The organism is Acinetobacter sp. SW-226, assembly GCF_055632855.1.
The window spans coordinates 3354991-3370720 of the sequence record NZ_CM145752.1 but is presented as its reverse complement, the minus strand read 5'-3'; the positions used below and the strand labels follow the sequence as shown (position 1 = coordinate 3370720).

The window sequence follows — 15730 nt, the reverse complement described above, 5'->3', positions numbered from 1 at the left end:
TTAATCCCCCTTTGGTACGACTGGACCAGACATGCTGGAGTGACGAGAGTCACCTAAAACAGAAATGAGCAACATGGTCGCGCCTACAACCGTAATATAAACACCGACATCGAATAGTGCTGCGGTTGCAAGATGCATTTCGCCTAAAATTGGTGGCGACACATAAAAGTGTGCGCTGGTGAGGAATGGGCGTCCCCAAAACCATGCGCCTAAGCCTGTTAAGCCTGCGATAACTAAACCTGTACCAATCCAGATTTCATACAAACGACCTGATTTGGCTTTGAGCAGCTGTTCCGCATGGTCTTGACCGAGTGCCATGTACTGAATAATCAAGGCCAAAGCGGTAATTAAACCCGCGATAAACCCACCACCCGGCAGGTTATGCCCGCGTAAGAAGATATACAGACTGACCACCAAGGCAATCGGTAAAATCCACGATGCGCTAATGCGAAGCATGAGTGGCGATGGATTGAAACGGTAGCTGAGACCTTGGGTCATGGTGGTACCGTGAGCACGCATACCATCCATTAAACACAGTGCACCGATGCCTGCAATACCGAGGACTGTAATTTCACCAAAGGTATCGAAACCACGGAAGTCAACTAAAATGACATTGACGACGTTGGTTCCACCGCCTAGTGGAATCGACTGTTGCATGAAGAACCATGAAATGGAGTTGTGATCACGGGTTAAAATGAGCCATGTAATCCATGCAATGCCAAGTCCGCCACCAATCGCAATGAGAGCATCGCGCCAACGACGTGAGACACTTGATTCATACGGTGTGAGTTGCGGTAAAAGCGATAAACTCATCAATAGCAATACGGTAGTGACCACATCGACGGTGATTTGTGTCAGAGCTAAATCTGGTGCAGAGAAGCAGACAAAAATCATGGTCACGACTAAACCAATCGCGCCACTGATCAATACCGCTTTAATGCGTTCATGGTGAAACCAAAGCATCATCCAGCATGAAGAGAATAACAGTAGCCAAAGTACGATCGCTAAGGCTGGAGCATGGGCGAGTTCACGTGTACCTGTGCTAATGCCTTGGCCCAAGAATGGAATGGCTACTAAAACAATGCTAAATAGTACAATCCAGAGCAGATAGCTCTGTAATTTACCGTTTTCAGTCAATCGTTTAAATTTGCGTGAGTTGAGCAGGAGTGACTTTAGGAATAAGTCAAAAGCCACTCGACCTTGCAGACGACCTAAATATGGATCAAGATCAATTTCTCGAATTTTGCCGCCTTTCGCCAGACTGAAATAGAAAATTAGACCGCCGACCAAGGCAATAGCACTCATCAACAATGGCAGGTTAAAACCATGCCATAGGGCAAGATGTGTGCCTTCAAAATTCATCATTTGGGTACTGGCGCGTGCTGTACTGTTAACGATGTTTTCAACCATTAGGGCAGGGAATAAGCCGACTAAAATACATAGAATCGCCAGTAAAGTGGCTGGTGCACGCATGCCAAACGGTGGCTCATGTGCATCTTTGTTTGGGACTTGTTGGCCTACAGGACCATCGAAAAAAACGCCGTGAACTAAACGTACAGAGTAAGCTACCGCAAAAATCCCCGCCAGTGTCGCGACAATCGCAGAGCAGATGAGCACAGGGCCAGACAGGTTGCTGAGCAGCTCAGTAAAGAACATTTCCTTAGATAAGAAACCATTGGTCAAGGGCACGCCAGCCATCGACGCGGCAGTGACCATGGTTAGCGTAGCGGTATAAGGCAACAGTTGCCATAGACCACTAAGCTTACGCAAGTCACGTGTGCCTGACTCATGATCAATAATGCCCGCAATCATGAACAGCGCTGCTTTAAAGGTGGCATGGTTAATAATATGAAAAATCGCCGCAGCGACAGCCAATGGGGATCCGATGCCCAAGAGACACATGATTAAGCCGAGATGGCTAATGGTTGAATAGGCCAACAGGCCTTTTAAGTCTTCTTTAAAGATGGCGAAAAATGCAGCCATACACAGGGTAAACAGACCAATAAAGGTGACCAAGTTATGGAACAGTGCCGCACCTGCAAAAATCGGTAACAGTCGTGCCACCAAGAAAAGCCCCGCTTTGACCATGGTTGCTGAGTGTAAATAAGCAGACACGGGGGTCGGGGCTGCCATCGCGTTGGGTAACCAAAAGTGGAATGGAAATTGCGCACTTTTGGTAAAAGCACCGAGTAAAATCAGCAGCAGCGTCGGTACAAATAAAGCATGACCTTGAATCTGTGTGGTCATTGTCAAGATTTGATCAATCTCGTAGGTGCCAGTGATTTGGCCCAGCAAGATGAAACCACCCAGCATGGCCAGTCCGCCCATACCCGTAATGGTCAAGGCCATTCGTGAGCCACGTTGCGCCGCGTCGTAATTGCTCCAATAACCGACCAACAGAAAAGAGGAGATACTGGTCAGTTCCCAAAAAACGAGGAGTAAAATTAAATTATTGGAGAGTGAAATTCCGAGCATGGCTGCCATGAACAACATGAGCAGTAGATAGAGTTTATTGAGAGAATTTTTGGGGCCTAAATAAAAATAGGCATAAATATAAATGAGGGTTCCGATGCCGCTGATGAGTAAGGCAAAGAGGAGGCCTAAAGCGTCTAGACGGAAACTGAAGTTAATGCCAAGCTGCGGCAACCACGACCACGACTGCGTAATGACAGCGCCATTAAACACGTCTCGTGCTTGGGTCAGTAATAAGCCTAAACTTGTCATACTGACCCCAACAGCTGCGAAGGCGGTTAGCCTACGTGAGCTCTGCTTCAGTAATGAGACAAGGGTTGTGCCAAGTATTAACGGTAACAATATAATAATCGGTAGCACACTCGTTTCCATTGTCGTGAATAGGTCAAAACCTATTGGTGAATCTCATCTTTCAAGGATTACAGGACTGCAAAGAGCAGCCCAAGAGTTTCAATCTTGAAAGCCAATGTGAAATTTAAAAATAATGAAGTTGTGTTGCGCAACTCATGAAGCGTTATAGCAAAATCCGATTTCAGTTAGAAATTTGCAAGTAAAACCGATCATATAACATGACTAAAACAACATCAATCTTTTTTGCGCTGACGCAAAACATTATACGCATGATGGTCGTTTCTTGGTGGCTAGGAGGTACTTTCTCAGTGCAAGAAATGTAAAAAAGCGACCATTGGTTGCCTGTTTTTAGAGTTGAAATGGTGATACTGATGAAGCCGGCTAAGATAATGGATTAGTAGATGAGGCATCATCTTCAGCACTGAGTAAAGCAATCAAATGCTGTTGCTGTTCGAGAGAGAGTTGCTGCTGTATTTGTGTGAATAATTCAGCCACATTTAAATCTTGAGGTTCAGCCGCAATCGGTTCGATGGTTCCATTGGTCGCTTCATGATTGGCAAGGTTTTGGTAAATGGCATCGAACTGATGTTGCAGTGCATCAAGCTGGATCGGACTTAATTGTTTATTTTCCAGTTTGAGGCATTGAAACTCGTTGGCTTGTTCCAGCAGCTCACTTCGGTTACCTGAAGCGATAATTTGCAGTCGAGGAAAAGCCTGATTTAAACGTTTTAAAATGACTTGTGTCATATTTTGATCCAGTTGATGATCAATCGCGTCAATCAACAGCACACCGTCACCTTCTAAACAGGGGAACAGGCTTTCAGGGTTGAGTAGGCATAAGCGTCGCACAATATCACCAACGAGTGCCACCCAGTTGCGGATACTATTGGAAAGCTGTTGATAGAGCATGCTGTTGCCCTGATAGCGCACCATCAGTTGTAATTTGGGATGATATTGCAGATACATATCTTCAATCTCAGGCAGCACGGTTGCTAAAGCCTGCTTGAGCGCTTGTAGGCTGGGCGACTGGATGTGTGCTTGAGCCTGAGTGAGTTGATAGCTTAGAGGAATATCGGGTGGCATACTTTTGGGCTGATGCAGTATCGTTTGTAAAAACTCGCGCAGTTTGCGCATTTTCGATATCGCTGATTTCACGAAACCATTCAAAGAAACGGGCAAAGGTGGTATAGGGAATAGCTGAAATTTCATAGGCATGTGCATGTTGGAAAATCAGGGGATTGTTCTTGCTGAGAATATTCATCTCATTGACAAAACGTTCCGCAGGATAATACGCAATCAACGGTAAACCTTGCAGTGGATCTTGTAGGGTTGCCTGCTGATATAGATTGACCAGTTGTTCGAGTTCCAAGGTTTCCACTCGACTGATGCCAATCCCTTGTTGGTTTAAGGTTTTGTAGAGTTGCCATTTATAAGGTTCGGGTGCAGCATCGGCTATTGTAGGTTTGAGAGCATACAATTCAGCGGGTACAGAAACTTGAATATCAATTTTGGACTGTAGGCGGTTCAGCATAATATCGTGATCTAACATCACCACACCCGCAGAGCGTAAATCTTTATAACGGGCCGCAAACCAAGTCAGAGCCTGATAACTAAAACGCAGAATAGAGGTTTTGCCTGAGGCTTGATCACCTAAAATTAAAGTGACAGCTTTGTCGTGATAAGAAAAATCGACTTTGAGGTCAGCAAAATGCAGGATGTGTTTCAGGTGAATGGATTGAATTTTCATAGAACACCCGCAGACGTGGTTGCTATTTTTACATTCGATTATCCAGCTACTTTACGCAATGAGCTTGGCATTCTGTTTTTTGAGCTGTTGCATCAGGTCGTAAATGTGATGAATATTTAGACTTACTTTAGCACGTGTACAAGCTACGTAAAGCAGTCTTAACTCTTCATCACTAATTTTATGGTCTTTATCGTTGACCTTAAATTGGTAATCATCTTCGATGTGAACGCGGTTCCACTCTAAGCCTTTGGCTTTGTGGGCGGTGGAAATAATATAATCCGCTTGTTCAATCGGTGTAATCTTCGCAAGGGCTTTTTTGAGTGGATCGGTGCCATGATCATCCACCAATTTTACTAAAGGCTTGATGTCACTGCCGTCATTGGTTTCGCAGTATTCATGTACATCGTGCCAAGAATTAAACCATGCCAGTTCAGGCACATCGGTGACGCGCTTACCTTGTTTCAGCATCGCTGCGGCATCGACAAAGCGGTTCAGTTTGACATGGTCGGCTTGTAGGCTGACTTTGTCGCCATGGACCAATCCTGAGAGTAACAATTCCATAGCGCGGGCATTAGTGCGACATAAAATCGCATCGCGCATTTTGGTATGGGGTTTGTTGACCACTTTAGAGTTGAGCTGAGGGTTACCCATTAACGGCACGGTTTCATTCAAGGCGCCTAAAATAGCATTGGCATGCAATGCAATTTCTTCACCAAAACGGAACGAGGTGGTGAGGCGTGACTCAGGCAAAGGCAGTTGTTGCATGGCATTCACTGCACCGCGCCATGCATAAATTTGTTGGTGTGCATCACCGACATAGATCACTTGCGTATTGCGCTGTTTCAGTAAGATGCCCAACATTAGCGGATCGGCATCTTGGGCTTCATCAAATAACACATAGTCACTTGGGATATTCGGTTCAGACAGCGCCCATAGTTTTAAATAAATGTCGTGACCAATCCCCGCTTGATGATGAGGGTCGATGGATTCTAACCAACGACGTTCAATGGCAGGGTAGAGGTGCTTTTGTAGTGAGTCGATATCATCGGGATGCAACCAGCTCGGTGCTTGTAAATGACGCGGTGCTGGGTACTGAGAACTGGTTGAACAGAAGTGACTCACAGCATTCGCCACAAGGCTGGCCAAGCGTGATGGCATCAACACATATTTTTCATAACGTCCGCCCATCATCCGTCTTAAGGTAATCGGTTCAAGACGGTATTCTTTTGCGATAAAACTCGGACTTAAGCGAGGTAGACGAAGTTTGTCGGTCACTCCACGTGGAACACTGCGAAAAGCAAGCGAGTGGAAAGTTCGGCAGTCGACATTGCCATGAAACTTCGTTTGCGCTTCGCTGGCAATGGCTTTGTTGAATGCCAAATACATGCCACGTCTTTGTGGCATGGCATCGCTAATCATTTGCAGGGTAGTGGTTTTACCTGTGCCTGCATAGGCAATCACTTTAAACGATTTGCCCAGACGTGCGTTATCAATGGCAATGGCTTGCTCATAAGTCGCGCTCGGTTTGATGATATTCGACACAGGCAATAAACTTAGTGGTTACGGTTGGCTTTTTCAAGCAAACCAGAAAGCCCTTGACGACGTGCCAATTCATTGAGAACCACTTGAGGGTCTAAGTCGAAATAACCTAAAACCACAATCGTATGGAACCAAAGGTCTGCCACTTCATAGATCAAATCATTTTTATGGTCTTCATTGGCTTCAGATTTAAAATCTTTCGCGGCAATAATGGTTTCAACCGCTTCTTCACCGATTTTCTCTAAAATTTTGTTGAGACCTTTGTGGTATAGCTTTGCCACATAAGACGAGTCGGGATCAGCCGCTTTACGCTCAGCCATCATTTGACCGAGGTAGGACAAAACTTCAACTTGCTCAGACTGCGCTGTTGAGGCATTCATTGCCAATGTATGTGGGTTGGTCGATTTCTCACCATAAATCGCGTTCGGGTCTTTGAGCTGTGCATCCACAATTTCCCAGCCACTTGGCGTGAGTTTACGGTAGAAGCATGATTCGCGACCTGTGTGGCAGGCAATCCCGCCGTGCTGTTCAATTTGTAGCACAATTACATCAGCATCGCAGTCGAGACGAATTTCATGTACGGTCTGAAAATGTCCAGATTCTTCGCCTTTATGCCATAACTTGTTGCGTGAACGAGAGAAATATACAGCTTGGTTTTTCTCGGACGTCAAAGCCAAAGCTTCACGGTTCATCCATGCCACCATCAGAACACGACCCGTTTGATGATGCTGTGCAATGGCAGGGACTAAACCTTGTTCGTTAAATTTTACTTCATCGAGCCATTGCAAATTGTTCATAAGATTTCACCAAGCGAATAAATATTGAGAGTGTTACGATGTCAACGTAGCGCTATAGTCTACGTGATTTAAACAGAATAGAGGAGAAACTTTCTACAGTTATCTCACAGCGGCTTAATTGCTGTATTTTAGAAATTCAACTATCCGTCACCCATCCAAAGCGGATGACGATGATTGTCGTTGCATTCTACGCAGAATGATTGTTTTGTTTTGCAATATCCTGATAGTTCATTTGACTGAACATGCCTAATTTTAAACCTGAAATCGTCACCGCCATTTCTTTACGGAAATAGGGGATTCGATACATCCAAGCAAAGCTTAAATCACGTAAACCCCCTGTCCACCATAGCTCAGACTGGTAAAGGGGTGTGAGTAAACGACTTAAAAATTGATAGAACGCCGTCGAACTTTGACGGTGTTGATGATACGTTTGCCAGAGTTGAACATAATCAATGTTCTCATTTTTCCTTGCGCTTTGAACCGCTTGCCCCAAAGCCCATGCATCTAAAAGGGCCATATTTGCACCTTGTCCAAGTTGTGGACTCATCGCATGTGCGGCATCACCCATGACACCAATACGACCCTCACCAAACTTAGACAGTACCACATCACGATAATTTGCAGTTAACCATTGCGATTTTTGCTCAGGCTGGGCAATGACTTGTTCTAACCAATCCGCAGCAGGTTTCCAGCGCTTAGACACTTGGTTTAACCAGTCGGAATGCGCTTGTGAGTTGTGTAGAAAATTATTCAGTTGATGGCTTGGAAGACTCCAAAACACACTCGACAGTCTTTGCTTGGGTTCATGTGGCACTGTGCCTGTTGGTAAGATTCCCAGCATCATTTTAGAGCGGTCATGAAACTGATGTAAAATTTCTGTATCTAGTTCACGGCATTCAGGAACAATTGTCCATTTGGCTCCCCAAGGATAAGCTTGATCAACCTTTACCCATTTTTTTGGTCTTAAAAGGCTACGTGCACCATTGGCGATGATCACAGCATCAAAAGCTTGATCAAATACTTCGCCATTTTTTGTACCCAAAACTTGGATATGATTTGATTTTTCTTCTAATTTTTGAATGTCGGTATTCATCTGCCAAGTAATGAATTCAGAATATTCACAGCATTTATTTTCTAAAACATGGCATAACGTTGCTCGGTGGATACCGACGCCATAAAAATCAGAATGCGCTTGTTGATAATGACTATTGACCAGTAAAGTTCCACTCGGTAACTGACCTTTGAGTCCTGTGACTTTTGCACCCAGTCTTAAAACTTCATCTAAAAGGCCTAAATGCTCAAAAACAGCTAAACCAGAGGGCTGGAGTAACAGTCCTGCGCCGACAGGTTCGAGTTCTGAGGCTTTCTCTAAAATACTGACTTGAATATTTTGCCGAGCCAGTAAAATCGCAGTGGCTAATCCAGCGGTTCCTGCACCGATGATGGCGAAGTGGGGGGAGTGATTAGAAATCATAGATCGAATGATTTAACCATTGTCTAAAAATGAGTTCATAACGAATATCATCAGATTTTTTTAATTGGTCGATATTGATTTGAATGTAATCCTCTAACGAGCTTGCAATAACATTTTTTCCGCACGATTCGTTTTTTAATTCAATGGCTTGATCATACTTTTCTTGTTCACTTAAAATTATTTTTAGCATAAAAAAAATGTAATCTCGATTTTTCTTTATTTGGTCAGATTAAACAAGATTACATTAATGCGCAAATTTTGTTTATAAATCTTGTATGACCTGTGCAAAATGCTGTTTTTCCACCATTTCCAAGAACTCATCACCTAAGCGCTGACTTTCAGAAATACATTGGTTCCACATTTGAATGCGCTGTTTTGGGTCGAGCCCTTTGAGGGTGAAATCTTTACGATCAGGCAGGCGCCCTAAAGGTAAGCTCTGTAAATAGTCTTGGGATGGAGACAGGAGCAGGGTACGGGCTTGATTTTCAGGATTGGCGCGACGCTTAAACAGTTTATCAAACCAGCCCGGCGTAATGCTGTCCGTAAAGTGCGGATAAAGCACAATATCTTGACTCTCAAAAGGCAGATCAATGTGATAGTCAATCAGACCACCATCGCGATAACTGCCTTGGGGTGCATCTGGAATATCGCGAATCGCGGCCATCACGCCTGGAATAGAGGCTGAGGCAATCAGCCAAGGCAGAACATTTTTCGCAGTGAGGCTATGATAATGAGTGAGGAAATCATCTTCTACTTTAAATTGTTTGCCAATGTTGGGTTGACTAATCACCCGTTGCATAAAGTGGCGGCTATGTTTCCGTGCAACAGCGGTTGTGCCGATGATCCCTGCTACAGAGGCCAAGAGCGGTAGAACTTGGTCACTTTGGAAGATGTGCTGTGCTTTAATCGAGAGGACTGCAAGGTGGTAGTCTGGATGATCTACTAGTTCCTCTTCCTTACCTTGCACCAAGTCGAGCAGCATGCCACGGCAAATATCACTGACTTCTTGGCGTTGCATTTTTTTGTCAAAATACAGGTTGGTATAGAGTTCACCTAAACGTTCAGTACCTGCTTTTGCACCGTGCGCCAAGATGCTGGCAAAGCGCCAACTGCCAATAGACGAACCAATCAGTGTCCGTCTTTGTGGTGCATGGGCAAAGAACTCACCAAAAATGGCTTGGTCTAAACCTTGAATCCCGATGCCTTTGGGCCCACCTGCGGCGCCGGGTACAATATCGACCTGTTCAGCTTGTAAGCCTTCGCTTTGAATGAGTTGACGTGCTAATTTACCTGCACGAATGCTTAAAGCTGGAGGGTGTTTATGCAGGATTTGAGTCATCGTGATTATTCAAAGAGACAATATATGTTGTCATTTTAACTGACGAGAGAACGAGCGCATTGGCAAAAGTGATCCAATAATGACTTGGAGGTCACTTCCTACTTAAACGTTCAACATAAAAAAGCCTGAGAGACTCAGGCTTTTAATACAGCAGAACACGTTTATTTAAACACGCGCCACACCGCCAGTAAGCCAGTGAGTACAATTAAGATCACTGAAATAAACCATGGTGAGATAATCGCAATCGACAGCAAAATGGCCATGAGACTGCCAAAAATCCAGCTCCGTTTTTGCTGATGCTCCATTTGCAAGCGCATACTTTGTAGTTCATTGAGCTGTTTGGCATGCCAAGCTGATTGGTTTTTAAGACCATTTAAGCTATCGACCAACAGCGTTGGGAAGTCTTGCGCCCCTAAAAGTAAGTCCGGAATTTTTTGTCCCAGCTCTTTTAGGTTCTTCTGTGGATTCATTTGTGCTTTGATCCAATCGGTCAGGATTGGCTTTGCTAAACTCCAAATGTCCAGCTCAGGGTAAAGGTCTGTGCCTAAACCCTCAACATGCACGAGGGTTTTAAGCAGTAGCATCAACTGTGGTGGAATTTCCAAATGGAAACGACGTGCAATATCCATCACTTGAATCAAAATGCCTGCGAACTCCAATTCATGCATGGGTTTGGACACCATTGGCCCGACCGTGCGACGCATTTCACGTGCTAGAGCATCTTGGTCTGTGCCCGGTGGAATCCAACCAGCTTGATGCACGATTTGAATCAGTTGCATAAAGTCGCTGTTCATGACCGCAAGCAGCATACGTGCCACAGTCATTTGGTCGTGCTTCGACAACTCTCCCATAATGGCACAGTCCAACGCAATATAACGTGGTTGGCTTGGGTTTAGGGTTTCAACGAAGACATTGCCCGGATGCATGTCGGCATGGAAAAAGTTGTCACGGAAGACTTGGGTAAAGAAAATGGTTAAGCCTTTTTCCGCCAGATCTTTACGATCCATGCCCAGCTTTTCAAAGGTTTCAATGTCTGAAATAGGAACGCCCGTAATGCGTTCAGCCACCATCACGTCTTTGCTGTCCATATAGACTTCAGGCACATACATCATGCTTGAGCCTGTAAAGTAATGGCGCATATGACGAGTATTGTCAGCTTCTAAGGTCAAATCCAGTTCATTTAAAATGACTTGACGATAGTCCTGAATAATTTCAGATAAGTGCAGTGCACGCGCGGCTTCTAAGCGTTTTTCTAGAAAATCACCTAGCCATTCTAAAATTTCAAAGTCTTGTAAAATTTGACTACGAATATCGGGACGGGTGACTTTCACCACCACTTCGCGGCCATCATGTAAAGCCGCCGTATGGACTTGAGCAATCGAGGCGGCTGCCAATGGCTGTTCGTCGAAGCGTGCAAACAGCGTATTTACATCGGCTTTCAGTGATTCCTGAATACGCATTTTCGCCACATCAGAACCAAACGGTTTGACACGGTCTTGGAGTAAAACCAGTTGTTGTAGCACTTCAGGTGGAATCAGGTCACGACGAGTAGACAGGAGTTGTCCCATTTTAATCGCCAGTGGTCCCATTTCCTCTAAAGCGAGTTTCAGTTTCAAGGGGTTTTTGCGTTCACGGCTGGACCATGCCGCTGGATGCATACGAATTAGCCCTAGTGCATGACGTGCTTTTTCAGGCAATTCTTCCGCAGGAAACAACGTGTCGAGTCTATAGTGCGCGGCAATGCGCCAAAGTTCGAGTAAACGTGAAACGTGCGGAATCATATATGCAAATACCTAGTTTTGAGTTGAGTCTTGTGTGTCAATCTGTGCTTGAAGCTGTTGAATTTTGGCTTCGGCACGATCTAAGTTTTGATTCAGAATACGGGTGTCTTGGTGTAGATCATCCATTTGCCAACGCGGGGCAAATAGACCACTGTCTTCTTTTAAGGCATCTTCAGCAAAAAACAAATGACTTTGTAAGGTTTGTTTGATGTGCTTCGGTGCCAGTTGGATTTTGGCCAGTTCATGCGCCAAACTTGGGCCAAGCCACGGGCTTAGATGCGCAGCCAAGTCTGGCTCAGCTTGTTGCATAATCCGTTGAATATCTTGCAGAAGGTGATAATCGCCTTGGAGCGGGATATTGCCAACATCATCCGCCAGTAAAAGCTTGAGCAGCTCAACCACATTGGCCACCGTTAAAGTGGCGGTTGCTGGGGTGTGAGACTGAGCTTGATCAAAAGGGCGTTGTTCAAAAATGGATGCTGTTTCACTATGCCCTGTAACGGTAGGTTCTAAGCGCACTTTAGCGTGGTCAAAGAACACATCTACAGACAGTTGCGGGGATGCGATCACCACACGTAACATCTTGCCTTGTAGTTCATTGAGCTGGATGCGAGTGATCGCATCCAAATTAATCACATGATGAATTAATCGTTCAACTGCACCGAGTGCCAGAATCGACCACATAATTTGCCCTTAAACGTTTAATTTTAAAGTTTAAAACCACGGTGTACAGCAACAATACCACCTGTCAGGTTGTGATAGTCACAGTTTTGGAAGCCTGCATTTTCCATCATGCCTTTGAGCGTGCGTTGGTCTGGGTGCATACGAATCGACTCGGCTAAATATTTATAGCTTTCTGAGTCATTGGCAATGATTTTGCCCATGATCGGCAGTGCGGTGAATGAGTATAGGTCGTACAGTTTTGAAAATGGCTCAAATACAGGTTTAGAAAACTCTAAGACTAATAAACGACCACCTGGCTTAAGGACGCGGTACATCGCAGCAAGTGCTGCATCTTTATCGGTCACATTACGTAGACCAAACGAGATGGTGAGTAAGTCGAAGCTGTTGTCTTCAAATGGCTCTAGGGTTTCAGCATTGGCTAATACGAAATCAACATTGGTACAGCCAGCATCAATCAGGCGGTCACGGCCAACATTAAGCATAGATTCGTTAATGTCTGAAAGTACCACATGACCAGTAGGACCGACTTCACGACTAAATACTTTAGCCAAGTCACCTGTCCCGCCTGCAATATCCAGTACGCGTTGACCACGACGTACCCCTGACATATTGATCGCAAAGCGTTTCCACAGACGGTGAATACCAAAAGACATCAAGTCATTCATAATGTCGTATTTGCTCGCAACCGAGTGGAAAACTTCAGCCACTTTTTGAGCTTTGTCTTCACTGCTGACCGTTTGGTAACCAAAGTGTGTGGTACTACCGACATTACCTGTGTTGGCACCACGAGGAAGATTGTATTTGGGTACAGAACCCGTCACTGGGGTATCAGTCAACTGTTGTTGTAATGATTTTTGCTGACCTTGTGCTGTGCCTTGGGGTAATGGTTCAGTTAAAAATGGACTCACTTTGTCTGTGTTTTGTGCCGACTCTGGATTAGCGGTAGGCGTTTGATTTTCATTCGACATGGGAGTCACTCCTAACATAGCAATAGGGTAAATGTTGCAGTGCATGCATGATGACAGATTCTAAGACGTTGTACAGTAACCATCATGCAATTGTGCTGAATAATATACAGAAAAACAGCAGAGCTATGCAGCCACTGCCTTATTTTTATCAAGGAATAATCTGAAATTTACTGAAATGGGTATAGATGACCCGAATGTACTTTGTCAATAATTTGACGTTCCACCGCAGTAAAGTCTTTCACAAATTTCTCCGCCGACTTTAGCGGTTTCATGGCCAAAAAGCCATCTTGCATAAAATCATACATGATATTGAAGTTGTATTTATTGGCTGTCCCTTTACACATCTTAAAAGCGGTATAGACCATAAAAGAGCGCATGTATTTATCGAGGTTTTTACCGAGTTGGTCGAGTAAATACAATTGTTTGAGACGATCTTCGCCTTGTTCCAGTTTTAAATAGGCTTGGCGCATTAAGTCGTCGGTTAAAGGCTCGTTAGGATGATGTTCCTTGAGGAGCTGTATCGCCACTTGTTCGTCTAGTCGTACGGCCAAAATCGCCAATTCAACTCCCGAGGTACCTGTTTTAATGGCATTTTCAGGAATCAATTTTTCAGCTTTGTGTGCATAGCGATTTAAACGTGCAATTTGTCCCGCCAAAGCATCAAAATCTGGGCCACCATATAAACGGTTGATAAAATACTCGGCCATCAACAGATTTTGCTTTTCTGCGAAAGCTTTGTTGTGAGTGCGCTGCATTCGCTGTTTTTGCCAACTTTGTACATCCTGCAAACGTTGGAAGAGCACCGAATCTTGATGATAATGTAACTGGTAATACTGTTCTAAAAGCTCATCGAGGGCGGCGAGTTTGGACATTTGCTGTCTCAGTTCTATTTTAAGATAGTTAAATCTTAGTGTGTGATGATTGAACTCGCTATGACAAAGTGACAAAAAAACTATTTATTTGCAGTCAGTTTGCTGTAGAAGTAGTCAAAAGGTAGCTTTGAAAACCATGTATAGCATGATCTTTTGGGGTCTAGTGATCTGATTAAATACAAGAAAGGCGGGGTTATGAACACAGAAATAACAGTCAATACAGAGCTGAATGAAGAACAACTTTCATTGGATTTAATTGAAGCGCAATATGCGTTGATGAATACCCGTGATCAGAGTAATGCAAAAAGTTTAGTGATTCTGGTTAGTGGAATCGAGCTTGCGGGCAAGGGCGAAGCGGTGAAGCAACTGCGTGAATGGGTCGATCCACGGTTTTTATATGTCAAAGCAGATACTCCACATTTGTTTAATCTAAAACAACCGTTTTGGCAGCCTTATACCCGATTTGTACCTGCTGAGGGACAAATTATGGTGTGGTTTGGTAACTGGTATGGAGACTTGTTGGCTACGGCCATGCATGCTTCCAAGCCTTTAGACGACACTTTGTTTGACGAATACATCAGCAATATGCGGGCTTTTGAGCAGGACTTAAAAAATAACAATGTAGATGTATTAAAAGTCTGGTTCGATTTGTCGTGGAAGTCTCTGCAAAAACGTCTAGATGACATGGACCCGAGTGAAGTGCATTGGCATAAGTTGCATGGGTTAGACTGGCGTAATAAAAAACAATACGACACTTTGCAAAAACTACGTATGCGCTTCACTGACGACTGGCAAATCATTGATGGTGAAGATGAAGATGTGCGTAATTACAATTTTGCACAAGCCATTTTAACGGCGTTATGTCACTGTCCAGAACACGAGAAAAAGGCGGCATTAAAGTGGCAGCAGGCCGCTGTACCAGAAAGTTTGACGCAGTTTGCCCCTGTGACCGCGGAGGCGGACAGCTATAAAGCAGAGTTAAAGAAATTGACCAAACAAGTGGCTGATGCCATCCGCTGTGATGACCGTAAAGTGGTGATTGCTTTTGAAGGGATGGATGCTGCGGGTAAAGGGGGAGCGATTAAGCGCATTGTGAAAAAGCTCGACCCACGGGAATATGAAATTCATACTATTGGCGCACCTGAAAAATATGAGTTACGTCGTCCATATTTGTGGCGTTTTTGGAGTAAGTTGCAGTCGGATGACATTACCATTTTTGATCGGACGTGGTATGGGCGTGTTCTGGTTGAACGAGTCGAGGGTTTCGCAACCGAGGTGGAGTGGCAACGGGCCTATGCGGAAATTAATCGTTTTGAAAAAAATTTGGTGAATAGTCAAACGGTGCTGATAAAGTTTTGGTTGGCGATTGATAAAGATGAGCAAGCGGCGCGTTTTAAAGCCCGTGAAAGTACTCCGCATAAACGCTTTAAAATTACGGAAGAAGATTGGCGTAATCGCGACAAGTGGGATGACTATTTAAAAGCAGCTGCAGATATGTTCGCACATACCGATACGCGCTGTGCCCCTTGGTATATCATTTCTACCAATGATAAGCAGCAGGCACGAATTGAGGTTTTAAGGGCAATTTTAAAACAGCTCAAAGCAGATCGAGAAACCACAGATTAAGTAAGAGACCCAGAGGAAGGTCATTTGGTCTATTCAAGGCTGAGCAGGTTGCGAATGATATTGTCGCGTATGGAAAGAAT

Annotated in this window: 9 protein-coding genes and 2 pseudogenes; 1 reads left to right on the top strand and 10 read right to left on the bottom strand. The window is 44.4% G+C overall.

The window, feature by feature from the left end:
- From ACZ8ZH_RS15955 to ACZ8ZH_RS15910, 10 genes and pseudogenes are all read right to left on the bottom strand, one after another.
- Positions 1 to 2844, bottom strand: a complete 2844-nt coding sequence (locus tag ACZ8ZH_RS15955) for a monovalent cation/H+ antiporter subunit A (protein ID WP_086209684.1) — start codon at positions 2842 to 2844, stop codon at positions 1 to 3.
- Positions 2845 to 3204: 360 nt separating this feature from the next.
- Positions 3205 to 4570: pseudogene (locus tag ACZ8ZH_RS15950) on the bottom strand (ATP-binding protein).
- 38 nt (positions 4571 to 4608) lie between these two features.
- Positions 4609 to 6112: pseudogene (locus ACZ8ZH_RS15945) on the bottom strand (AAA family ATPase).
- 11 nt (positions 6113 to 6123) lie between these two features.
- A complete protein-coding gene (hisIE, locus tag ACZ8ZH_RS15940) occupies positions 6124 to 6906 on the bottom strand; it encodes a bifunctional phosphoribosyl-AMP cyclohydrolase/phosphoribosyl-ATP diphosphatase HisIE (protein ID WP_119064148.1) in 783 nt (260 codons plus the stop codon).
- A gap of 187 nt (positions 6907 to 7093) precedes the next feature.
- Entirely contained in the window at positions 7094 to 8380 is a 1287-nt protein-coding gene (locus ACZ8ZH_RS15935) for an FAD-dependent oxidoreductase (RefSeq protein ID WP_119064146.1), read from the bottom strand.
- A gap of 262 nt (positions 8381 to 8642) precedes the next feature.
- Entirely contained in the window at positions 8643 to 9719 is a 1077-nt protein-coding gene (locus tag ACZ8ZH_RS15930) for a patatin-like phospholipase family protein (protein ID WP_470247780.1), read from the bottom strand.
- Positions 9720 to 9880: 161 nt separating this feature from the next.
- Positions 9881 to 11500 (bottom strand): ABC1 kinase family protein, encoded by a 1620-nt coding sequence (locus tag ACZ8ZH_RS15925; RefSeq protein ID WP_470247779.1) that lies wholly within the window; start codon positions 11498 to 11500, stop codon positions 9881 to 9883.
- A gap of 12 nt (positions 11501 to 11512) precedes the next feature.
- Positions 11513 to 12184, bottom strand: a complete 672-nt coding sequence (locus ACZ8ZH_RS15920) for a ubiquinone biosynthesis accessory factor UbiJ (RefSeq protein WP_119064138.1) — start codon at positions 12182 to 12184, stop codon at positions 11513 to 11515.
- Between the two features lie 23 nt (positions 12185 to 12207).
- Positions 12208 to 13152, bottom strand: coding sequence for a bifunctional demethylmenaquinone methyltransferase/2-methoxy-6-polyprenyl-1,4-benzoquinol methylase UbiE (gene ubiE / locus ACZ8ZH_RS15915; RefSeq protein WP_086209677.1), 945 nt, complete (start codon positions 13150 to 13152; stop codon positions 12208 to 12210).
- Between the two features lie 167 nt (positions 13153 to 13319).
- On the bottom strand, positions 13320 to 14024 hold the full coding sequence (locus ACZ8ZH_RS15910) for a DUF8198 family protein (RefSeq protein ID WP_110974260.1): 705 nt from the start codon (positions 14022 to 14024) through the stop codon (positions 13320 to 13322).
- Between the two features lie 195 nt (positions 14025 to 14219).
- Between ACZ8ZH_RS15910 and pap the strand changes: the two genes are divergently transcribed.
- The gene (gene pap, locus ACZ8ZH_RS15905) at positions 14220 to 15650 is read left to right on the top strand and encodes a polyphosphate:AMP phosphotransferase (protein WP_119064136.1); all 1431 of its coding nucleotides are present in this window, start codon (positions 14220 to 14222) and stop codon (positions 15648 to 15650) included.
- Positions 15651 to 15730: the final 80 nt, after the last annotated feature.